Origin of the sequence: Streptomyces sp. CS113 (assembly GCF_002188365.1) — a bacterium.
GTDB classification, from domain to species: Bacteria; Actinomycetota; Actinomycetes; order Streptomycetales; family Streptomycetaceae; genus Streptomyces; species Streptomyces tendae.
Genome location: NZ_KZ195574.1, coordinates 1,056,097 through 1,078,036, shown reverse-complemented (window position 1 = coordinate 1,078,036; position 21,940 = coordinate 1,056,097). Strand labels below are relative to the sequence as shown.

General features: G+C 70.7%; 17 protein-coding genes. 13 read left to right on the top strand and 4 right to left on the bottom strand.

What is annotated here, in order from left to right; translation table 11 throughout:
* The 7 genes from B9W62_RS04630 to B9W62_RS04600 all read left to right on the top strand — a co-directional run.
* Nucleotides 1-1,162, top strand: a 1,162-nt coding sequence (locus B9W62_RS04630; protein WP_373433662.1) for a phospholipase D-like domain-containing protein, incomplete at its 5' end; no start/stop codon positions are given.
* Nucleotides 1,163-1,312: 150 nt separating this feature from the next.
* The gene (locus tag B9W62_RS04625) at nucleotides 1,313-2,170 is read left to right on the top strand and encodes an aldo/keto reductase (RefSeq protein ID WP_087805436.1); all 858 of its coding nucleotides are present in this window, start codon (nucleotides 1,313-1,315) and stop codon (nucleotides 2,168-2,170) included.
* A 67-nt stretch (nucleotides 2,171-2,237) separates the two neighbouring features.
* Nucleotides 2,238-3,170: an aldo/keto reductase gene (locus B9W62_RS04620; protein WP_087805434.1), complete on the top strand. Its 933-nt coding sequence runs from the start codon at nucleotides 2,238-2,240 to the stop codon at nucleotides 3,168-3,170.
* A gap of 291 nt (nucleotides 3,171-3,461) precedes the next feature.
* Nucleotides 3,462-4,214 carry a (5-formylfuran-3-yl)methyl phosphate synthase gene (locus B9W62_RS04615; RefSeq protein WP_087811742.1) on the top strand — a complete coding sequence of 251 codons (753 nt, stop codon included), beginning with the start codon at nucleotides 3,462-3,464 and terminating at the stop codon, nucleotides 4,212-4,214.
* A gap of 8 nt (nucleotides 4,215-4,222) precedes the next feature.
* Entirely contained in the window at nucleotides 4,223-5,626 is a 1,404-nt protein-coding gene (locus B9W62_RS04610; protein ID WP_087805432.1) for an aldehyde dehydrogenase family protein, read from the top strand.
* Between the two features lies 1 nt (nucleotide 5,627).
* Nucleotides 5,628-6,731, top strand: a complete 1,104-nt coding sequence (locus tag B9W62_RS04605) for an NAD(P)-dependent alcohol dehydrogenase (RefSeq protein WP_087805431.1) — start codon at nucleotides 5,628-5,630, stop codon at nucleotides 6,729-6,731.
* A 52-nt stretch (nucleotides 6,732-6,783) separates the two neighbouring features.
* Nucleotides 6,784-7,692 carry a class I SAM-dependent methyltransferase gene (locus tag B9W62_RS04600; protein ID WP_087805429.1) on the top strand — a complete coding sequence of 303 codons (909 nt, stop codon included), beginning with the start codon at nucleotides 6,784-6,786 and terminating at the stop codon, nucleotides 7,690-7,692.
* 57 nt (nucleotides 7,693-7,749) lie between these two features.
* Here the strand turns inward: B9W62_RS04600 and B9W62_RS04595 are convergent, their stop codons facing one another.
* The 4 genes from B9W62_RS04595 to B9W62_RS04580 all read right to left on the bottom strand — a co-directional run bounded on the left by B9W62_RS04595 (nucleotide 7,750) and on the right by B9W62_RS04580 (nucleotide 12,264).
* Complete coding sequence (locus B9W62_RS04595) at nucleotides 7,750-8,124, bottom strand: STAS domain-containing protein (protein WP_087805427.1); 375 nt, start codon at nucleotides 8,122-8,124, stop codon at nucleotides 7,750-7,752.
* A gap of 22 nt (nucleotides 8,125-8,146) precedes the next feature.
* Entirely contained in the window at nucleotides 8,147-9,253 is a 1,107-nt protein-coding gene (locus B9W62_RS04590; RefSeq protein WP_087805425.1) for a cobalamin B12-binding domain-containing protein, read from the bottom strand.
* Complete coding sequence (locus tag B9W62_RS04585) at nucleotides 9,250-10,863, bottom strand: PP2C family protein-serine/threonine phosphatase (protein WP_087805423.1); 1,614 nt, start codon at nucleotides 10,861-10,863, stop codon at nucleotides 9,250-9,252. Before B9W62_RS04585 ends, B9W62_RS04590 begins: the two co-directional genes overlap by 4 nt.
* Nucleotides 10,864-11,103: 240 nt before the next feature.
* The gene (locus B9W62_RS04580) at nucleotides 11,104-12,264 is read right to left on the bottom strand and encodes a PP2C family protein-serine/threonine phosphatase (protein WP_087805421.1); all 1,161 of its coding nucleotides are present in this window, start codon (nucleotides 12,262-12,264) and stop codon (nucleotides 11,104-11,106) included.
* Between the two features lie 152 nt (nucleotides 12,265-12,416).
* Here B9W62_RS04580 and B9W62_RS04575 point away from each other — a divergent pair, with 152 nt between their 5' ends.
* The 6 genes from B9W62_RS04575 (at nucleotide 12,417) to B9W62_RS04550 (ending at nucleotide 21,907) form a co-directional block, all read left to right on the top strand.
* Nucleotides 12,417-12,899 carry a MarR family winged helix-turn-helix transcriptional regulator gene (locus tag B9W62_RS04575; protein ID WP_087805419.1) on the top strand — a complete coding sequence of 161 codons (483 nt, stop codon included), beginning with the start codon at nucleotides 12,417-12,419 and terminating at the stop codon, nucleotides 12,897-12,899.
* A gap of 283 nt (nucleotides 12,900-13,182) precedes the next feature.
* Nucleotides 13,183-13,821 (top strand): hypothetical protein, encoded by a 639-nt coding sequence (locus B9W62_RS04570; RefSeq protein ID WP_256976183.1) that lies wholly within the window; start codon nucleotides 13,183-13,185, stop codon nucleotides 13,819-13,821.
* A gap of 351 nt (nucleotides 13,822-14,172) precedes the next feature.
* Nucleotides 14,173-14,535: a hypothetical protein gene (locus B9W62_RS04565; protein WP_087805417.1), complete on the top strand. Its 363-nt coding sequence runs from the start codon at nucleotides 14,173-14,175 to the stop codon at nucleotides 14,533-14,535.
* The gene (locus B9W62_RS04560) at nucleotides 14,532-15,191 is read left to right on the top strand and encodes a nucleotidyl transferase AbiEii/AbiGii toxin family protein (protein ID WP_087805415.1); all 660 of its coding nucleotides are present in this window, start codon (nucleotides 14,532-14,534) and stop codon (nucleotides 15,189-15,191) included. The genes B9W62_RS04565 and B9W62_RS04560 overlap by 4 nt, the downstream gene beginning before the upstream one ends.
* Before the next feature lie 1,427 nt (nucleotides 15,192-16,618).
* Nucleotides 16,619-21,067 carry a hypothetical protein gene (locus tag B9W62_RS04555; protein WP_087805413.1) on the top strand — a complete coding sequence of 1,483 codons (4,449 nt, stop codon included), beginning with the start codon at nucleotides 16,619-16,621 and terminating at the stop codon, nucleotides 21,065-21,067.
* A gap of 153 nt (nucleotides 21,068-21,220) precedes the next feature.
* On the top strand, nucleotides 21,221-21,907 hold the full coding sequence (locus tag B9W62_RS04550; RefSeq protein ID WP_179235344.1) for a Crp/Fnr family transcriptional regulator: 687 nt from the start codon (nucleotides 21,221-21,223) through the stop codon (nucleotides 21,905-21,907).
* The last annotated feature ends 33 nt before the right edge of the window (nucleotides 21,908-21,940 follow it).

Below are 21,940 nucleotides of genomic sequence, written 5' to 3'. Positions count from 1 at the left end.
TGCCACGGACGCGCGTGCCCTGCGCCTGCGCCGCCGACTGGAGCGTCTGATCGGCATCGCGGCGACCGAGGGAAACGCCCTGCACGCCCTGCGCAACGGAGACGAGATCTTCCCGGCCATGCTCGACGCCATCCGGTCCGCCGAGCACACCGTGGACATGATGACCTTCGTGTACTGGAAGGGCGACGTCGCCCGCGACTTCGCGCACGCGCTGGCGGAGCGCGCGCGAGCCGGGGTGCGCGTACGTCTGTTGCTGGACGGCTTCGGCAGCAGGCTCATAGACGGCGACCTGCTGGCCGAGATGGACCGGACGGGCGTCCAGGTGGCCTGGTTCCGCAAGCCCGCGCACCTGTCGCCGTTCAAGCAGAACCACCGCTGCCACCGCAAGGTCCTGGTCGTCGACGAGCAGGTCGCCTTCACCGGCGGTGTGGGGATCGCCGAGGAGTGGTGCGGCGACGCCCGCAACCCGCGCGAGTGGCGGGACACCCACGTTCGGGTCCAAGGACCCGCCGTGGACGGCATCGCGGCCGCCTTCGCCCAGAACTGGGCCGAGTGCCACGACGAACTCTTCGACGAACGCGACCGGTTCACCGGCCACCGCCCCCAGGGGGACGCGGTGGTCCAAGTCGTGCGCGGCTCCGCCAGTTTCGGCTGGCAGGACATGCAGACCCTCGTCCGGGTCATGATCGAGTCCGCCGAGGAGCGGTTCAGACTGGCCACGGCCTACTTCTCCCCGGACGCCTACTTCGTCGGCCTCCTGTGCGCGGCCGCACGGCGCGGGGTGGAGGTGGAGATCCTGCTGCCCGGCCCGCACACCGACAAGCGGGTGTGCCGGCTGGCGGGGGAGCACCACTACGAGTCGCTCCTGGCCTGCGGCGTGAAGATCTACCACTACCGGCCGACGATGATGCACGCCAAGGTCATGACCGTCGACCACACGGCCGCACTGGTCGGCTCGACCAACTTCAACCGGCGCTCCCTCGACCACGACGAGGAGGTCATGCTCGCCGTGCTCGACGCGGGGTTCACCGCCACCCTCGACCGCCACTTCGAGGCCGACAAGGCGGTCAGCGAGCCGATCCGGCGCGATCGCTGGCGGCGGCGATCCGTGCTCCAGCGCGCCCGCGAGGCGGCCGTGCAGCCCATTCGCCGATTCCTGTGAGGTCCCTGCCGCAGCACCGGATCCACATCCCGTACTTCTGAATCCCAGAAGCAGGAGCTGTTGGATTTCTGGATCGAACGGTTCCTAGAGTGACCACGGGAACCCGCGCGGCACCCCGCGCTCAGCAGAGCGTCCAGGACGAGGAGAGCCATGCAGCAGCGCACCATCGGCGACCGGACCGTCTCCGCGATCGGCCTCGGCGGCATGCCGATGTCCATCGAGGGGCGTCCGGACCAGGAGCGGTCGATCGCCACCATCCACGCCGCGCTCGACGCGGGCGTCACCCTCGTCGACACGGCCGACTCCTACCACCGCGACGCCAACGAGGTGGGGCACAACGAGGAACTCGTCGCCCGCGCACTGCGCGAGTACGGCACGGGCGCCGCCGACGTCCTGGTCGCGACCAAGGGCGGACACCTGCGCCCCGGCGACGGCACGTGGACGCGCAACGGGGACCCCGCACACCTCAAGCGCGCGGCCAAGGAGTCCGCCCGGCGCCTCGGCGTCGAGGCGATCGGCCTCTACCAGTTCCACCGCCCGGACCCGGCCGTCCCGTACGCCGACTCGGTCGGTGCGCTCCGCGAGCTGCTGGACGAGGGCGTCATCCTCATGGCCGGGATCTCGAACGCCGACGTGGCGCAGATCGACGAGGCCCGCGACGTGCTCGACGGCCGGCTCGTCTCGGTGCAGAACCAGTTCTCGCCCGCCTTCCGCTCCAGCCAGTCCGAACTGGAGCACTGCGCCGGTCTCGGTATCGCGTTCCTGCCCTGGAGCCCGCTCGGCGGCATCGCGAACGCCAAGGACCTGGCGGCGCGTCACACGGTGTTCCGCCAGGTCGCCGACGAGACCGGCACCAGCGTCCACCAGGTCGCACTCGCCTGGCAGCTCGCCCTCGCGCCGGTGGTGATCCCGATCCCCGGCGCCTCGCGCCCCGCGAGCATCCGCGACTCCGCCGCCGCGGCCGACCTCGAACTCACCCCCGAGCAGGTCGCGCTCCTGTCCGGCTGATCCGGCGCCGCCCGATCCGTCTCCCGTTCCGTCTCCCGACCCCTTCGAGCCCCAGCGAAAGAGCCGCATGAAGACCTTCACCCTGCCCGGCACCGACATGACCGTCCCCAACGTCGTCCTCGGCCTGATGCGCATCCAGGACATGAGCGACGACGCCGTGCGCACGCTCGTGCACACGGCGCGGGACGCCGGCATCACCTTCCTCGACCACGCGGACGTGTACGGCTCGGGCAGCCACGGCTGCGAGCGCCGCTTCGCGGAAGCCATGAAACTGAGCTCCTCGGAGCGCGAGCGGTTCGTCATCCAGACGAAGGCCGGCATCGTCAAGGACGGCCCGTACTTCGACTTCTCCTACGAGCACATCGTGGCGTCGGTGAACGGTTCGCTCGAGGCGCTGGACACCGACTACCTCGACATCCTGCTGCTGCACCGTCCCGACGCGCTCGTCGAACCGGAGGAAGTGGCCCGCGCCTTCGACGACCTGTCGGCCGCCGGCAAGGTGCGTGCCTTCGGCGTCTCCAACCAGACCCCGCGGCAGCTCGATCTGCTGCGCAAGTACGTGACACAACCGATCGTCGCCAACCAGCTCCAGCTCTCGATCACGCACGCCCCGATGATCGCGCAGGGCGTCGCCGCCAACATGCAGGGCCTCGACCAGTCCGTCGTGCGCGACGACGGCATCGTCGACTACTGCCGCCTGCACGACATCACCGTCCAGGCCTGGTCGCCCTTCCAGGCCGGGTTCTTCGACGGCCCGTTCCTCGGCTCGCCGCGCCACCCCGAGCTGAACGCCGTGATCGACCGCCTGAGCGAGAAGTACGGCGTGCCCGCCGAGGCGATCGCGGTCGCCTGGATCACCCGCCACCCCGCGCGGATGCAGGTCGTCCTCGGCACCACCACACCGGAGCGCGTCGCCGCCGCCGCGCTCGGTTCGGACCTCCCGCTCACCCGGCCCGAGTGGTACGAACTCTTCCGCGCCGCCGGCTACACGGTGCCGTAACCGGCGGTCGACGGGGGACACCGAGCCGTCGTCGCGGTCGGCCGCGCGGGGACGAGATCGATGCCGTCCGCGCACCTCGGCAGGGCACTTCGACGCTCGGATCGCCCGTGGGACCGCCGCGCAGACGGCGCTTTGCGCGGGGCGTGGACCGGGCTCGGCAATGACCCATTCGTCACTCCGCGCGCCCTGCCGGGACCCGACGGCCACGGAAATGATGTGCGGACCGCACGCGAGACCGGCGGATCCGCACACCTGCTCCGGCGGGTGGCCATGGAGGGGAAGGGTCCCACCTTGTTGCTTCTCATCTCTCCGGACAGTGTCGAGGAAGCCCTCGTATGCGCGAAGGCGGCCCAGCACCTCGACATCGTCGACGTCAAGAAGCCCGATGAGGGCTCCCTCGGGGCCAACTACCCGTGGGTCATCCGCGAGATCCGGGCGGCGGTGCCGGCCGACAAGCCGGTCTCCGCCACCGTCGGAGACGTTCCGTACAAGCCCGGCACGGTGGCCCAGGCGGCGCTCGGCGCGGCCGTCTCCGGAGCCACCTACATCAAGGTCGGCCTCTACGGCTGCACGACGCCCGAGCAGGCCGTCGACGTCATGCGCGGGGTGGTCCGCGCGGTCAAGGACTTCAGGCCGGACGCCTTCGTCGTCGCCTCGGGCTACGCCGACGCCCACCGGATCGGCTGCGTCAATCCGCTGGCGCTGCCGGACATCGCCCGCCGCTCCGGATCCGACGCGGCCATGCTCGACACGGCGATCAAGGACGGGACCCGGCTGTTCGACCACGTTCCGCCCCCGGTCTGCGCGGAGTTCGTCCGACGCGCCCACGAAGCCGGCCTCCTCGCCGCACTGGCGGGAAGCGTCGGGAGCGGCGACCTCGCGGACCTGACACGCATCGGGACGGACATCGTCGGGGTGCGCGGCGCCGTCTGCGAAGGGGGTGACCGCAAGGCCGGGCGGATCCGGCCGCACCTGGTGGCCGCGTTCCGGACACAGCTGGACCAGCACGTCCGGAACCACGCGGCAGCCGCGCCCGCGAGCTGAGCGCGGACATGGCGACCTCACGCCACCGAGCCGTGTCCGGACGCGGTGACCGGCACTTCGCGGTCGTCGATCCGGCCACGGGCGAGGCCTTCGACGAGGCCCCGGACCAGACACCGGACGCGTTGGACGCCCTGGTCGAGCGCGCGCACACCGCCTGGCGCGGCTGGCGGGCCGACCCGGCCGCCCGGACCAGCGCGCTGCTCGCGGCGGCCGACGCCGTGGCGGCCGCCGAAGCCGACCTCGCCCCGCTGCTCACCCGTGAACAGGGCAAGCCGCTGACCGAGTCGTACGCGGAAGTCGCCCGAACGGCCGCCCGGATGCGCTACTTCGCCGAGCTGGAACAGGGGACGCGGCCGATCAGGGACGGCCGGGCCGTACGCAGCGAGATCCGCTGGCGGTCGCTCGGGCCCGTCGCCGCGATCGTCCCGTGGAACTTCCCCCTCCAGCTCGCCTCGGCGAAGTTCGCGCCGGCGCTCGCCGCCGGCAACACGGTGATCCTCAAACCCTCCCCGCACACCCCCCTCGCCACGCGGCTGCTGGCCGACGTCGTCGCGGACGCGCTCCCCGAGGGCGTGCTGACGATCGTCACCGGTCACGAACCGCTCGGCGCCCGCCTCGCCTCGCACGAGGGCATCCGGCACGTGACCTTCACCGGCTCCGCGCCCACCGGGCGGGCCGTCGCCCGCGGCGCGGCGGACTCACTCGCCCGGGTCACCCTGGAACTGGGCGGCAACGACGCGGCCATCCTGCTGGAGGACGTCGACGTCGAGCGGATCGCGGACCGCTTGTTCTGGGCCGCGTTCCGCAACTGCGGTCAGGTCTGCATGGCGGTCAAGCGCGTCTACGCCCCGGCCCGCCTCTACTCCCGGGTGGTCGAGGCCCTCGCCCACCGGGCCAGAGCGACCGTGGTCGGGCCGGGGCTCGAACCCGGCTCGCAACTCGGGCCGCTCAACAACGCGGCCCAGCTCTCCCGGATCGAGGACTGCACGGCCCGGGCCCTCGCGGGCGGTGCCCGGGCCGCCGCCGGAGGCCACCGCCCGGGACTGCCCGGGTACTTCTTCGCGCCGACCGTCCTGGCCGACGTACCCCCCGACAGTCCCGTGGTGACGGAGGAGCAGTTCGGTCCGGTGCTGCCCGTCCTGCCGTACGACAGCCTGGACGACGCCGTCGAGGCGGCCAACGGCACCCGGTACGCCCTGGGCGGCTCGGTGTGGTCGGGGGATCCCGAGCGGGCCGAGGCGGTGGCGGACCGCCTGGAGTGCGGGACGGCATGGATCAACCACCATGCCGAACTGTCCCTCGCCCAGCCCTTCGCGGGAGCCAAGGACAGTGGCGTCGGTGTCGCCGGCGGCCCCTGGGGCCTCGCCGGGAACCTCAGACCGTTCGTCGTGCACCGCCGGGAGGAGACCTGAGGTGAAGTTCCGTGCGGCCGTACTGCGTTCCTACGAGGCCCCGTTCGCACTGGAGGAGGTGATGCTGGACGAGGGCCCGGCCGACGGGGAGGTCGTGGTGCGGATCGCGGGCTGCGGGATGTGCCGGACCGACCTCGCCGTGCGCCGCTCCGCGGGCCGCAGTCCCCTGCCGGCCGTACTCGGACACGAGGGCGCGGGAGTCGTGGTCGAGACGGGAGGCTCGGCCACCGGGCTGCACGTCGGCGACCACGTCGTGCTGAGCTTCGACTCCTGCGGGCACTGCCGCGCCTGCCTGGGCGCCGCCCCCGCGTACTGCGACTCCTTCGCCGCCCTGAACCTCTTCGGCGGACGAGCGGAGAACGCCGCCCGGTTCACCGACGCGGCCGGGGGAGCGCTGGCCCCCCGCTGGTTCGGACAGTCCTCCTTCGCCGAGTATGCGACGGTGCCGGCCCGCAACGCCGTACGGGTCGATCCGACGCTGCCCGTCGAACTGCTCGGGCCGCTCGGCTGCGGCTTCCTCACCGGGGCCGGGGCGGTCCTCAACTCCTTCGGCGTCACTCCCGGCGACACCCTCGCGGTGTTCGGCGCGGGCGCCGTCGGGCTGGCCGCGGTGATGGCGGCCACGGCGGCGGGGGCGACGACGGTGGCCGTCGACCGCAGTCCCGAACGCCTGGCGCTCGCCGAGCGGTTCCACGCGGTCCCGCTGCACGCCGCGGCGAGCGACCTGCCCGCACGCATCCGGCGGCTGACCGACGGCGGCGCCCAGTACGCACTGGACACCACGGCCGACGGCGCGCTGATCAACGACGCCCTGCGGTCCCTGCGCCCCACCGGTCGCCTCGGACTGGTGGCACGGCTGCACACGGCGCTGCCGCTCGAACCGGGGACCCTGGACCGGGGCCGCAGCATCTCGCACATCTGCGAGGGGGACGCGGTCCCCGGCCTCCTGATCCCGCGGCTGACGGCGCTGTGGCAGGACGGACTGTTCCCCTTCGACCAACTCATCCGCACCTATCCGCTCGCGGACATCAACGAGGCCGAACGCGACTGCGACGCGGGCCGTGTCGTCAAACCCGTGCTGATCCCCGAGGGGCCACGGGACTGAACCACCGGCCGCTCGTGCGGCCGCCCTCATCCACGACCGACAGGGGAGAAGCATGGCCGACACCGCACAGCGAGACACCGAGGTGCAAGGCGTGGAAGGAGGCGTCGGGGTGACCGCGCTCCTGGTGGCGGCGGCCCGGGCGATCGAGACCCATCGCGCCGACAGCCTGGCCCAGGACGTCTACGCCGAGCACTTCGTACGTGCCGCACCGGCGTCCGCCGGCTGGCCCGTGCGCCTGCGCCAGGTGCCCGACGGGGACGCGAACCCGCTGTGGGGGCGGTTCGCGCGCTACTTCGGCCTGCGGACGAGAGTCCTCGACGACTTCCTCCTCGACTCGTTGCACGCGGGCGGCGCCCGCCAGGTGGTGCTGCTCGGTGCCGGACTGGACACCCGCGCCTTCCGCCTCGACTGGCCACCCGGATGCGTCCTCTACGAGATCGACAGGGACGGCGTACTGGCCTTCAAGCACCAGGTGCTCGACGCCGTCTCGGCCGCGCCGCGGACCACGCGCGTACCGATCCCGACCGATCTGCGCGACGACTGGGCCGGCGCGCTGACCGACGCCGGCTTCGACCCGGCGGCACCCGCCGTCTGGCTGGTCGAGGGGCTGCTGTTCTACCTGCCCAGTGCGGCCGAGACCTACCTGATCGGTGCGGTGGACCGACTGAGCGCACCGGGGAGCGCCCTGGCCTACGAGGTCAAGCTCGACAAGGACCTGCTGGAACACCGCGACAGCCCGCTCTACACCTCGACGCACCACCAACTCGGCATCGACCTGCTCGACCTGTTCAGCAGGGAACCGCGTCCCGACTCCGCGGCCGCCCTGGGGCAGCGGGGCTGGACCACTTCGGTCCACACCCCGTTCGACTTCACCCGCCGACACGGCCGCGGTCCGCTGCCCGAGCCGAACGACGCGCTGGGAGGCAACCGCTGGGTGTTCGCGATCAGGCCGGGGCCGTGACGGCCCCGCGGGCGGACGGCCACCTGTGACGGCCAGGACGCCGCCCCCGGTTCCGGTTCACGGGTGTTGGCCGTCGGCCGCCGTGGTGGGTCCTTGGGAGGCGTGCAGGTGCTCGTAGGTGCCGGTGAGATCGAGCAGGCGCTTGAGCACCGGGCCTATGTCGTCCAGGCGGAAGCCGATCCCGTCCCGGCAGGCCTCGCGGTGTATCTGTAGCAGCGTCGACAGTCCCATGGAGTCGACCGCGCCGAGTTCCCCGCAGTCCAGCCGCAGTTCTTCCGCGCCCTCGTGTTCCCGCAGCGCCAGCCGGACCTGTCGCAGCAGGTCTCCGCAGGTGTCGTGGTCCAGGTCGCCGGTGAGCGCCAGGCGTACGGTGCGCCGCGGGCCGGGCGACGGCGAGGCGGCGTGGGGTTCTGCGTCCGGGGATGTGGTCACGGTGTTCGTCCAGTGTCGCGGGTCAGGGGCGGGCGGTGAGGGTGCCGCGTCCGGCGTCGATGTAGTCACGGGCGCGCGGGAAGTCGCGCAGTTGCTCCTCCAGGAGATCGAGGCCCGGCATGAGTGCCCGCACGGGCACCCCGCGGGCGGAGAGGACGTCGGCGGTCCAGGCGAGGAAGCCGGTGAAGATCTCGGGAGCGTCGACGTAGAGGGCCGCGGTGAGGAAGTCGACGATGTGGGCGAGGTCCTCGGCGGTGCGCTCGCGCTGTTCGTCGGTGTAGTCCCGCACGAACGAGAACCGCTCCTGAAGGGCGTGGAAGGTGTCGCGCACCAGACGGGCCGACGAACCGGCGACCATGGTGTACTCCTGATCGCCCAGGTGGGGCAGATCGTCGATCACCTGATGGGCGGGTGCCGGCCGCGGGAGAGGGCCGGCGGCGAGCCTGTCGGCGGCCGCGCGTGCGTCCGGGGCCCAGGCGTCCGCGCCCAGCAGGCGGGCGTAGCGCCCGTCCGCCCCGAAGGCGAGACCGCCCGTCATGACGGGCGGCCCCGCGGCCTGGACGGCGGTGATCGCCCGGTGGGCGAGCGGCAGCCGGGTGGCCAGGGAACTGGACAGGCACACCGCGTCCGGGCCGGTGCGGTGGATGTGGCCTATCAGGTGGGCCGTGGGCACCTGAGCGCCGAGGTAGTCGACCTGCCAGCCCCGCAGGCGCAGGGTCTCGGCCACCAGCCGGGCCGGCAGCGCGTGCCACTCCTGGTCCACGCAGGCGACGGTGACGCGGCCGCGCGGTGTGCCGGGGCGGCCTACCGGCAGGGCGGCGATCGCGCGGTCGTTGATCGCGGTGGCGGTGTGCTCCCCGGCCACGCTCAGGCGGTTCGCGGCCCACTCGACGCCGACCCGGTGCTGGACGGCGGCGATGACGTCCAGCAGCACCGCCTCGGCGTCGAGACCCGCGGCGAGGGCGTCCTCGACGACGTCGACGGCCGCGTGGGTGTCCCCGGCCAGTACCGCGGACCAGAGCCGGTCCGCCCAGCGCGCGGCCCGCTCGTCGCCGTGCGGCGACGCGGGGCGGGAGCCGGCGGGCGGCCCGTCGGCCCGGTCGTCGACGTCGGCCGTGTGGATGCTCATGCCGTGTACCTGCCCCGGGTCGTCCCGTCCACCGCGCTGAGGTGCGAGCCCCGTGGAGCCGTGATGGCCATGACGGCGATGTCGTCGTGCCGTCCGTCACCGAGCCACTGCGCGGTCACCATCTGGATCCGCTCGACGACGGCTTCGGCCGGCATGCCGACGCATTCGGCCGCCGCGCGCATGAGCCGCTGCTCGCCGAACAGGGTGTCGCCCAGCGGGCCGCCCCTGGCCTCGGTGACGCCGTCGGTGAACAACAGGCAGGTCTCTCCCGGCGCGAGCCGTACGTGTGCGGTGCGCGCGGCGATGGTGGGCAGGACACCGATGAGGCTTCCGCGGGTGTCGGCCTCCTCCACGGTGCCGTCGCGGCGCAGCACGAGCGGCGGCGGGTGGCCCGCGGCGGTGAGACGCAGCACCACGTCGCTCTCCTCGCGTCGGACGGAGGCCAGCACGAGGGTCGCGAAGCGGGTGTGGTGGCTGGTGCGCATCGCGTTGTTCAGCAGCCGCAGCATCCTGGTGTGGTCGCCGGCCAGCGGGAGCAGCGCCTGCAACGTGTTGCGGATCTTGCCGGTGAGCACCGCGGCTTCCAGTCCCTTGCCCGCCACGTCCCCGAGTACGGCGAGGGTCTCGGGCAAGTCCTCCCCGGGCGGGTGGACGTCGTAGAAGTCCCCGCCGACGCGTTCCGTGTCCATGCTCGGCCGGTAGCCGCCCGCGAAGTCCACGCCCTCCAACTGCTCCAGCGTGGGCGGCAGCAGCTCCCGCATCAGCGTCTCGGAGATCCTGTTCTGCTCGGCGTAGAGACGGGCGGCCGACATGGCCGCACCCGCCCGGGCGGCGAAGAGCCTGGCCAGTATCTCGTCCCCGTCGGTGAAGGCCGCCTCCCGCCCCCGGCGCAACAGGACCAGGGCGCCCGCCGACACCCCGTGGCCCGGCAGTGGAGTGACCGCCAGGGAACCGACCTCGCCGAAGTCCGCGGGCACCAGCCACCCGGGGGCGGAGGACGGGTCTATCCACTGCGCGGGCACCGGCGGGAACCCGCGCAGGGCCTCGGTGAGGCCGGGCACGGTGCCGGGGGAGTCCGGGACCGCGAGCCGGGACACCTCCCCCCGGTGGTCGCAGAGCACGACCGGCAGCCTGCCGTTCACGGCGGGGGAGATGACCAGCGCGGCGTCCGCCAGGTGCTGGGTGGCCAGGCGGGCGGTCACCTCCGTGCAGCGGTCCAGGTTCAGCGAGGAGAGCAGGGCGGTGGAGGCTTCGTTGAGGAAGCGGGTGCGGGCGCGCTCCGCCTCCAGCTCCGTCAGGAGCGACCGGCACTCGGTCTCGTCCACCAGCCACCACGCGGTGCTGTCCCCGGCCGCGGCGGACGGATGGGCGGAGAAGAACCGATCGCCGACCGGCCCGGACACGGCACGGGTGTCCCCGCTCGCGGCGGCGAGCCAGTCCGGGGACAGCAGGGGCCGGCCGGAACGGGCGGCCGGCAGCAGCCCCGCGGCCGCGGCGTTGAGTTCCACGACATGCCCGTCCGCGGTTATGACCACCACCGGGCAGGGGGCGGTCGCGGCGCTCACCGTGCCTGCGGCAGCGGTGCGGGAACGGGCCGGGGGAGAAGTCATGCAACGGGGCCCCTACGCGTGGACCCTCACCTCACTTAGCGAAGAAAACAGATGCCTAACGACAACAGTCCCGTAGTGCGCTGGCTTGTGCAACCACCGCTCGCGCCGACGGCCGTCGCCCCGTGCCCGACGACGGCCGAAAAGCCCGGAGTTCTCGGGGCTGCGGCCTGCTCGCGCGTCCACGGGCCGCACGCAGACCTTCACCATCCGTCCACGTATCGAGGTGCGGACGGCCGTGCGTCAGCGCCCCAGCCAGTCCAGGCAGACCACCAGGGCGTCGTCGTCCGAGGACGACTGGCCGCGGTGGCCCTTCAGCTCGCGCAGGACGGCGCGCGGGACCTCCGCGGCGGGCAGCAGGCGGGTGGCCTGGATCGCCCGGCCCAGTGAGGCGTCCCCGTACGCCTCTCCCTTGGGTGAAGCCACCCCGTAGACGCCGTCGCTGACGAAGAGGAGCCGGTCACCGGGCTCGGCGCGCACCTCCTGGCACACGTAGTCGGTGTCCTCGAACATGCCCAGCGGCAGTTGCGCCTCCAACTCGACGCGCTCGACGACGCCGTCCCGCAGGCGCAGCATCCGCGGTGATCCGGCGTCCACGACGGACACGCGACCGGTGGCCAGTTCGAAGTCCAGCATCAGCACCGACAGGTAGCGGCGGCCCCGGTAGTGCGCGTAGACGGCCTGGTCCGCGAGCGCCGCCTGGTCGGCCAGCGGGAGACCGGCCCGTCGCGCGTTGCGCAGGGCGCTGATGGCCAGATTCGTCAGCAGCGAGGCTTCGATTCCCTCCCCCATGCCGTTGGTGACGTACAGCAGCAGGTGGTCCGCGGTGGCGGACCAGTCGAAGTTGTCACCGAAGATGGCGTAGGCCGGTTCGAGCTGGGCGCCGAGCCGGTACTCGGGCCGCGCACAGGAACGGCCGGGCAGGAGCTGCCACTGCATCTCCGCGGCCAGCGTCAACCGGTTCCTGCGGCGCGCCTGCATGTACACGTCGGTCTCGCGCTCCGCGACGACGACCTCGTGCGCCAGCACTTGGGCCACGTCGGCCAGTTCGGACACGGTGCCGTCCGCGCGGTCGCGGTCGTGCAGGGTCACCGACAGCACGCCGAGCCGGTCACCGCGCACCGTGACGGGCAGGTGCAGGCGCACCAGACCGTCCCGCAAGGACTCGACATGCGGTTGCTGTGCTCCGAAGGCGCGGCCCGCGGCGCTGTCGTGCACCGGGACCGGATCGGTGGTGTGCGGCAGCACGGACACCGGTTGCAGCACGGTCAAGCCGTAGTCGGCCATGAACAGTTCGACCGACCGTGCCGCGTAGCGCTGGGTCAGCACGTGCCGGACGGCGTCGAGCAGCTCATGAGGCGCCGCCGTACGCAGAGCGCGTTCAGCGGCCACGAATCTGTTCACGAGGAAAGGAAACCCATTCTCATGTAGGGGCGAGGAAGGAGGAAGGACCTCGCCGGGTATCTGTTCGCGGGAGGTGCGCCGGTCGACCGAGTCGTCTGTCCCCGGTCTCGCGCGCCTAGTAGGCTGGCCCGCGTCCCAGCGTCTGCGAGAGTGTGACCGTGACTGCTTCCCGTCCCCGCCCCGACGAGGTCGCGCGCGTGACCTCCACGGCCGCGGAGCTGCTGGAGGTGCTCTGGGGCCGGGCATCGACCGCCCCGGCCTCGGTCTCCCAGCTGCGGGTGCTGTTCATCCTGGAGCACCACGAGGGGATCAACCTGCGCACGCTCGCCGGTTCCCTGGCCTCCACGCCCCCGTCGACCAGCCGGCTGTGCGACCGGTTGCAGGCGGTCGGCTTCGTCGAACGCACCGTGAGCGCGACCAGCCGACGTGAAGTACGCCTCCACCTCACCAAGCGGGGACGTGCCTTCCTCGACGACCTGCGGGAGCGCAGGGAGCGGGAACTGCGGGCGGTGCTGGAGCAGATGCCCGCCGCCAAGCGGACCGCCCTGCTGTCCGGCCTGGAAGCCTTCTGCGAGACCGCCGCGAGCCGGCTCCACCACGACACCGAAACCGACACCGACACCCGCACCGCGTGACCTCCCCTTGCCCTCGCCATGTGCACCGGATACCCCCGAAGTCGCTGATCATCGACGTGCCCGCCTCCCGTTCCCCCGAGCCTCCCCTTCCGGGGGCTCGGGGAGCATGCCGGTGAGCCGGTTCATCCAGGCACGCACAAAGCGTTCTGGACGCCCCGGGCGCCCCGGGCGCCTCGGGTGTCACGCAGGCGTCGCCGCGGTGGATCGTCGTGTCGACGCCGGTGACGACTCCATGAGCACTGCCTCGCCGGAGGCTGTCAGTGCCCGTTCATAGGATCACGGCATGTCTGATGCCTTCACCGTCCTGTGGACCCATGACACGTGCCGTGCGCTGCGCAAGGCGGGCCGCGTGGGCGAGCGACCGCCCGTCGCCTTCGGCGGCGCTCACTCCTCCCTGCCCGCGTGGACCGGCGCTCGCGCCGGGGACGAGGTGTACGCCCTGCATGTCAACCAGCGCGAGGTGTTCGTAGTGAGCCGGATGCAAGTGATCGACACGGAGCGACGCGACTGCTGCGGCGCGGCCCCCACCACATGGGAGGACCCTGCGTATCCCGGACACGGCGACTGGTCGATGCTCGGCGCCAACGGCTGCGGCGCCGAGACGGTGCACGTGGACGCGACGCCCGTACGCTTCGACCTGGCCGTCCCCGGTGACCTGCTCGCGAGGCTCACCTGGCGCAACCGCCGAGGCCGGACCCGCGGTCTGAAGTACGTGGTGGACGGCCGCCTCGAGAAGTCGGTCAGCCTCCAAGGGTTCTACCGACTGACCCCCGAGGCCGCAGACGCCCTGGCGGAAGTCGTCGGCACCCCTGCTCCTCGGGGGACCAGTGAGGCGCGGGAATCTGATCCGGACCGCGTCAACCGCGGCGATGGCCGCAGTGCCGGTCATAGGAGCCCCAGCCGCTCCGGTGTCGGCGGCTGACCGAAGCTACATTCTCATCAAGCAAGGCGCCGACTGGGGGCAGTTCTACGCCGACGGCGGACAAGACCTACATCACGTGGGGCGACTGACAACCCCCGCTTCAGCCAGGCAGCCCATGTAGCAGGACGTGACCCTCGCTGTGCTCGGCAGCAGGCGGCGCGTCACCCCACGCACGTGTCGGCCCTCTCGCCCATCACGCCCTTGACCTGTACAAAGCAGGCATGCCCTGATGGGCTGGGTGCTCACTGGGTGAGGTGCCCAAGGGAAGGGTAGGCGGCACCCGACCCGTACGCACGACAGGGGAGCCCCGTATCCGCCATGCCGCCGTCCCCCAGCAGCGATACTGGATGCATGGACACGACGACCACCGCCCTCCGTGCCGAGGTGCTGCGGGACCGCTACCGCAGCCGGCTGCCCGAGCGCTTGCAGGAGCTGGCCGGCCCCGTCGAGGGCAACGTGGACCTGCCGCTCCACATCGTCTGGTCGGGGCGGACGAGCTACAGCCTGGACCGTCCGAAGTCCCGCATGACGCTGTACCGGACCGTCCTCGCCGAAGGACTGGGTGAGGACCTGGTGGCCCTCCTGCACCACCGGCTACTCACCGAGCAGTGGCCCATGCTGCGGCGCTTGATCAGTCCCTACATCCGAGAGGTCTGGGAGCACGCCTTCCCCGAGCTGCTCCGCACCGCTCAGGCCGACACGACCGCCGCGTGAAGCTCACTCCGCTCCACGAGCGTCTCCTCGCCGACATCCTCGACCTAGGCTCTCCTTACCCTCTGGTTCTCACCGGCGGCTACGCCGTGCAGGCCCATGGCCTGGTCGAACGCTTCAGCCGTGACCTCGACGTCGCCACCGAGAACCCCGCTCCGATGCAGGAGATCGTCGCCTCACTCACGGCAGGCCTCAGCGCGCGCGGATGGCGGACCACGCACGTCCAGACCGATCCGCTCAGCGGCCGGTTCCTCGTCACCGATCCGGACACCGGCGAGGAGTGCGAGGTCGACGTCCTCAAGGAGGCGTTCTGGGTTCCGCCCGCCCAGACCCCCTACGGTCCCGTTCTTTCCCTCGACGACGTGATCGGCACCAAGGTCCGTGCCCTCGCCGACCGCGGCACCGTCCGCGACCTCATCGACGTCCAGGCTGCCTCCCGCCACCGCTCCATCGCCGACCTCGAATCCCTGGGCCGCCGTCGCGCCCACGACGAGTTCAGCCTCGAAGACCTCCGGGACCGGCTGATCGGCGCGGACTGGTACGAGGATGAGGACTACACCGCGTACGGCCTCACCTCCCGGCAGATCGAAGAACTCAAGGCGTGGGCGCTTGAGTGGGCGGAGGATCTGGGTGTGCGGATCCATGACGAGAACGCCTGAGAGACGGTCATCGCGTCCATCCCCTCTACCGCCGTTGCAACGAGAGGGTGCGGTGTAGCCAGCTGGTTCCAGCCCGAAGTCGTCCACGGTGGGTGGCTGCCCTGCACGACGGATGTGCAAGGCGGCCGCGCGATACCCGGCAGTGGACTCACGGTGAAACTGAGCTGCGGTAACGGTCAAACACTGCATCCCGTTCCCACTCCCAGGTCCAGTCTGGGTCCCGACGGTGGAACTCGGTAACAGCCAGCTCGAAGAACTGGTCGGAAGGCTTCCGGCTGGACCCATTCACGACCAGTGCTCACAGCATCGGCTCGGGGCCGGTGCTGTCTCTATGGCAGACGTCCGTCAGCGAAGGCGGGGCAGCGGGGACGTCCACCGCGACGTCCGGCTCGCCCCTCGATTGTCAGTCCCGCCTCCTACGATCGCCGTTGATCAGCCCGCAGCAACAGAGGGGGTGCGATGGACGAGATCCGTCGCGGTGAGCGAGGCAAGCAGGAGACCTGGTAGTGGCTCATGGCCCTGACAGCGCAGCGGGGCCTGTGTGACTACCACGGTCGTTCCCCGGGCCCCATGATTGACCAGGAGAAGCCCATCACCGATACCAGAGCAGACGTCTGGTGGAACTTCTCTCCAGCCTGCGAAGACTGCAATCGCGAAGGGGTCATGTCCGCTGGAGTGGTTTATCGACGGCCACTCGGTGATCTCGTGTTTGAGGTTATGCGGTGAGGACGGTGTCGTCGGTTTCTGACTCGATCGGATGGAGGCGGGACTTGGAGAAGAGTTCGCGGCCCGTGTAGCGGCGGGCCTCGGTCTACTCGTCGTTCTGCTCGGCCAGGACCGCCCCCATGAGCCGGCTTGGGAACGGCGAGCTCGACGGCTCGGTGCGGGTGTCCCACTCGCGCGGACGATAGCCGTTGCGACGGATGACCTCTTATCGCTGACCTGTCCGTATTCAGCGTTGCAGAGGGCGTCGGCGAACGTTTTGACCATAGCGCGCAGCAGCGGGACTTACCGGGGCGAGATCTTCTTCGGCGAGGGTGTGCAGGGGCAGACTGTCGGGTACGGTCATCGCGCTGATCTCCTTCGACTTTCGACATCTCGAAGACCAGCCGGTGGCCGTTCTCATATCCGGGCCCTCACCCCGACGCCGGGCCAAGCGCCCGGATCAGGCGGGAGCCCGTACACCACTTCTTAGGACGCAACCGGACGGTTGAGTGAGGACCGTGATGGGAGCCCGGCTCGCTAATGGAGCGTGCGCGGTTGACAGCTTCTCAATGCCAGACGTGTCGCGCAGGCTGATTGTAGAAGGCGGATCGCCGCCAGCCCTGTTAAGTGAGGCTTGCTCAGCAATCCTTGGCGTGCCTCACACATGCATGCGGTAGCGTCCAGGCGCACGCGGCCCGCCTAACCGGGCCGGAGGGGGCACGGTGGCACCGCGGCTGGGTGGCGAGACGGACAAGTTCGGCAACCGCTATGAGGAAGCCTGGACGATCAGACATGCCCTGTACGTCCTCCTGGGTTCGGGCGCGTCGCTCTGCGTTGAACCGGGTGGGCCGCTGGGTGACGGGGTGGAGTTCGTCTACCGGCACGACCACGGGACGGAGGTCCACCAGGTCAAGCGGCAGAACCGCAACGCGAACAGCTGGAATGTGGCCTCTCTTCGCGACAAAGGAGTATGGGAGAGCCTGCGTTCACATGTCGAGGTTGGTCGGGCGTTCCACTTTGTTTCCGTACTCCCCGCCCGTGCGCTCGACGAACTCTCCGACCGGGCCCGTCGCTCCGACGATCTCGCCTCCTATGAGGCCGAGTGGCTGACGGACGAACTCCGGGGTCCCTTCAACGCCCTCGCCTCGAAGGGCATCTACGGCTCGACCGAGGCGGCCTGGAGGATGTTGCGAGGGCTTCGGGTGGAGTGGCACGACGAACGGGATCTCGTGCACACCAACGCGGTCCTGGCCGAACAGGCCTTGGCAGGGGCACCGGGCCGCCTGGCGACGCTTGCCCTCGGCCGAGTCCTTCTCGACAACCTGGGAACCACACTCGACGCCGCGGCCCTCACCACCCGGCTGGCGCCGTACGGACTGCGGCGCGTCGTGCGGGCCGACGCCGTCGCGGTGTCCGAAACCGTGAGAACGGTGACGCGCCGGTGGTCAGCGAGTGTCGAACGTACGCTGCTCCGGCCCACGATCCCCCGGGAGGAGGCCACCCGCCTCGTTGCGGAGGTCAGGGAGGGCGCCCGGCGGCTCGTCCTGCTGACCGGAACCGCGGGCGGCGGGAAGAGCGCTGTGCTGCATCAGACCTTCACCGTCCTCGACGAGGCGGCCACTCCGGTGCTCGCTTTCCGTCTCGACCGTTTGGAACCCTTCGGCTCGACCCATGAGCTGGGGCAGCGTGTCGGTCTGCCCATGTCCCCAGTCGGCGCTCTCGGCGCCGTGGCGGACGGGCGACCCTGCGTGCTCGTCGTGGACCAGCTCGACGCCGTCAGTATGGCGTCAGGACGCATCCCGGAAACCTTCGACGCGGTGGCCGACCTGGTGGACGAGGCTGCGGCGCATCCCGGCATGCAGGTGGTCCTGGCGTGCCGCGCGTTCGACGCCGAGGCCGACGCCCGCATCCGCAGGCTCATCGCTCCGGACCACTGCTCACGCGTTACGGTCGGGTCGCTCTCCGATGCCCAGATCGACACCGCCGTCACGGGCATGGGCCTGGATGTATCCCGACTGACCGCGCCACAAAGGGCGTTGCTGCGCTCACCGCTGAATCTCGTTCTCCTCGCCCAGGTCGCGGACCAGGAGGAGGCCCTCCTCTTTCACACCACTCGGCAGCTTTTCGACGCCTTCTGGGACACCAAACTGGAGGCGTGCGCCCGGCGTCCGTCCGTGCGTTTCCACGACGCGGTCTCGACAGTCGTCACCGCCATGAGTGCGCGCCAGCGGCTCTCCGTGCCGCAGAGCGTGCTCGACACGGACGATCTCGCCGTCAGCCGGAAGGTACTGGAGTCAGAACACGTCTTTGTGCGGTACGACGGCCGTCAACTGGCCTTCTTTCACGAGAACTTCTTCGACTACGCCTTCGCCCGCGAATGGCTTCGGCGGGAAGAAAGCCTTGTCGTCTTCCTCACCGGCGGGGAGCAGGAGCTGTTCCGCCGCGGACAGCTCCGGCAGGTACTCGATCACCTGTGGGATCTCGCCCCGGAACGGTTCGCCGAGGAGGTCGAGGCGCTACTGACAAGTCCGGACATCCGCTACCACCTCAAGCACCTGACCCTGGCCGTGCTGCGCGGCCTGGATGCTCCCACCGCTGCCGAGTGGGGCGCCGTAGCCCGTGTGCTGGACACCCGCCCGCCCTTCCGGGACCGCCTCGTCGACATGCTCGGCACGCCTGCCTGGTTCCGTCGCGGGGACGACGAGGGAGTCTTCAGGAACTGGCTCGACAGCGTCGACACGAGAGAACATGAACGGGCAGTCAAACTGTTGGCGGCGGTCGCCGACACCCTGCCCAACCGGGTGGCCCGCCTGCTGGAACCGCACACCGCTTACCCCGGGTACGGTGCGTGGCTGATCCGGATCGTTCCCCGCGCTCGCCTTGCCGGCAGCCGCCCCCTCTTCGATCTCCTGCTCGACGGCGTGCGAGCGGGCCTCTTCACTGGCCTCGAACACGCTCTCTGGTACGCGGCGGGCGATCTGGCGGTCGAAGAACCCCTTTGGGCGGTCGAGTTGCTGGGCGCGTTGCTGGAACGCCCGGACGCCCTCCAACTCGACGCCCAAGGCAGGGTGGCGGTACTGCGGATCCGTGACTACGCGGCGCTCAAGACGGTGAGCGCCGCCGCTGCGGGCGCACCGGAGGAGTTCTGCATCCGGTTCCTGCCGCTCCTCCTGGCCGTCATGAGCCTGACCGCTTACTCGATGCGGACGGGGTGGCCCGTCCATGACCGCCATTTCTCGCACCGCCATCCCGGCGACGACCCCGGCGACCTGGGCGACGCCCTGCTGCAAGGCATGGCCCAAGCTCTGCGGAGTACGGCAGGCCGGGACGCCATGCGAGCGCGTCAGCTCGTGGAACAGTTGGTGAGTGAGCCGTACGAAGCGGCGCAGTGGCTGCTCTACCAGGTCCTCGCCGCAGGGGGATCCGACCTTGCCCCGTGGTCCGCCGAAATTCTTCTCCAAGGCGGACACCGTTTGCTGTCCGGCTACGCAGCAAATGCCGTATGGGGCGCCCGCGAGGTTCTCCGCGCCATCGGCGGCGTCCTGCCCGACAACTCTTTCGGGCGGCTGGAGCAGTCCCTGCTTCACCTGCGCCTCCCCCCGGACGGCAGACTCTCGCCCTGGCACGAATTCACTCTGTTGACGGCGCTTCCCGAAGGGCGGCTCTCCGAGCGGGCGACGCGTCGGCTCGGAGAACTCCGCCGGCTTCACGGCGACCGACGAGAGCCGGACGAACCGGAGGGGGCGACGGGCGGGTTCGTCGGATCGCCCATCCCGGCGGAAGCGGCCCAGCACATGAGTGACGACCAGTGGCTGAAGGCCATGAGGAAGCACGGCCGGGACCGAACCGACTGGATGACCCATACCGGTGGGGCGCGCGAGCTGTCCCACGTTCTGCGGAGCGTGACGGTGGCGGACCCCGGCCGCTTCGCGCGGTTCGCCATGCGGATCGATGCCGGGACGCACCCGGCCTACGGTGCCTCGCTGCTCCTCGGCCTAGGGGAAGCCGAGCAGTACGACGATCCGGAGACCGTCTTCGCGGCGGTGCGCCACTTCGCGGGCAGGGGCAGGCCGGAGCAGGACCGGTGGCTGGGGCACGCCCTGCGGAAGTACCTCGACCACGTGCCGTTCGACCTGGTGGAGGCACTCCTGAGCCGCGCTCTCGACTCGGGCGAGCCGAGCGACGCCGACGATCTGTCCAGCGCGGACGGAGGCGATGCGACGCGTGACCTGCTGACCGCCGGGATGAACACCGTACGAGGGAGCGCGGCCGAGAGCCTGGGCGATCTGCTAGTCCACGACGCGGACGGGTCTCGCGCCGCCCTGATTGTCCCCCACCTGCGCCGACTGGCGGCCGACCCCTCACTCGACGTCCGGGCGTGCGTGGCCCACGTGCTGCATGCTGCGATCCGTCACGACCGCCCGGCGGCGGCCGATGCGTTCGCGGTGCTCGTCCAGTCCCCCGACCACCTTCTGGCGTCACCGTACGTTGTCCGCCTGGCCGTTGCCCTAATGCACGGAGACCCGGCGTCGGTCGGACCGCTGACGGAGCGCATGCTGTACTCCCCGGTGGAGCCAGTGCGCCGGGTCGGGGGCCAGGTCGCCGCGCTGGCAGCGATGGAGTGGGAGATCCCTGACCTGCTGGCCAAGGTGCTTGCCGGAGACGACACGGCACAGCGGCAGGGAGCCGCCGACGTGTGCGCCCAGCGCCTCCTGACCACCGGTGACGCGGCGCTCGCCCATCACGCACTCGTCCGGTTCTTCCACGACCCCGAGGAGGACGTGCGAGAAGCCGCCGCTGAAGTGGCCGCCGCGCTTCGCGGCCAGCCTCTCTGGGCCTATCGGCGGACACTGACCGCGCTGATCGACTCCCGCGCCTTCGGGGTCGCCCTGTCTCAGTTGTTGATCACGATCGAGGACGCCCCGGACCAGGTCGACGAACTGGTTCTGGCATGTGCGCGGCGCTTTGTCGCGGTGTTCGGAGCCGCTTCCGCCGACTTGGCCCGTGGTGTGGCGGCCGACGCCCGCCACATCGGCCGCCTGCTGGTTCGCGCGTATGTCCAGGCATCGTCACCCGCGCCCAGGTCCGAGATTCTCGATCTACTGGACGAACTGCTGCTGTTCGGGTCCTACGGCGTGGCCGAGGCGATCAACGACTCCGACCGGCGCTGAACGGGACCAGACCGCAGGATGCTCCCGGCGTGCGCTGCCGCGCGCCCCGGCGTGCGTCCGGCGCGCCGATCGGCCGATCCGAAACGTCCGCCGCCCCCGGTGAGCGAGTGCTGTCCTGTGAGGATGAAGCATGGTTGGAATCGCAGCGGCCGCGTGGCCTTCCTCGACACATTGCCGCCTGAAGCGCGCGCGGCTTTCGAACAGCTCGGCAGCCAACATCGCTATACCAGGGGAGACGTACTTCTCCATGAGGGTGACCACACCCAGGACTTGGTGGTCCTCCACGAAGGCTTGGTGAAGGTGACTGCCCGGCTGGGCCGTGACCGGATGTCGCTCGTGGACATCTGGAACGGTGGGGATGTCGTGGGCGAAGGGGCGGCGATGGGTGTCGGACCGCGATCGGCCACGGTCACCGCCTGCACCGACGTGGTCGCCGCCGTCGTCCCGAAACATGAGCTAGATGCCTTCCTCCTCGCCCGTCCTGCGATGACGGTGTCGCTCTTCCAGATGGCCTGCGCTCGGCTGCGCCGGTCCGACCGTTTGCGTCTCGAACTCGGCCGATACCCGCTCCCGGTCCGACTGGCACGAGTCCTCGTTGAACTCGCGGAGTCGTACGGCCGGCCCGCAGAGACGTTTAGGGGACCCAACTGGAACAAGATGCGCATCGAGGTGGAGTTGTCCCAGCCGGAGTTCGCCGCGCTCACCGCGTCCACCACGGACACCGTTCACAAGGCTCTCGCTCACCTACGGAAGCGCCAAATCATCACCACCGGCGATCGGAAGACCTCCGTCGAGGACATGGTCCGGCTGCGTAAGGCAGCCCGGCTGAGTGTGCCGTGACCTTGGAGCATGGCAAGTAAGCCGCATTAATGC

What these genes read in the sequence shown, in the direction of transcription:
- B9W62_RS04625 (WP_087805436.1), top strand. Translation starts at nt 1,313, where the DNA reads ATGCAGCAGCGCACCATCGGCGACCGGACCGTCTCCGCGATCGGCCTC.
- B9W62_RS04620 (WP_087805434.1), top strand. Translation starts at nt 2,238, where the DNA reads ATGAAGACCTTCACCCTGCCCGGCACCGACATGACCGTCCCCAACGTC.
- B9W62_RS04610 (WP_087805432.1), top strand. Translation starts at nt 4,223, where the DNA reads ATGGCGACCTCACGCCACCGAGCCGTGTCCGGACGCGGTGACCGGCAC.
- B9W62_RS04600 (WP_087805429.1), top strand. Translation starts at nt 6,784, where the DNA reads ATGGCCGACACCGCACAGCGAGACACCGAGGTGCAAGGCGTGGAAGGA.
- B9W62_RS04590 (WP_087805425.1), bottom strand. Translation starts at nt 9,253, where the DNA reads ATGAGCATCCACACGGCCGACGTCGACGACCGGGCCGACGGGCCGCCC.
- B9W62_RS04585 (WP_087805423.1), bottom strand. Translation starts at nt 10,863, where the DNA reads ATGACTTCTCCCCCGGCCCGTTCCCGCACCGCTGCCGCAGGCACGGTG.
- B9W62_RS04570 (WP_256976183.1), top strand. Translation starts at nt 13,183, where the DNA reads ATGTCTGATGCCTTCACCGTCCTGTGGACCCATGACACGTGCCGTGCG.
- B9W62_RS04565 (WP_087805417.1), top strand. Translation starts at nt 14,173, where the DNA reads ATGGACACGACGACCACCGCCCTCCGTGCCGAGGTGCTGCGGGACCGC.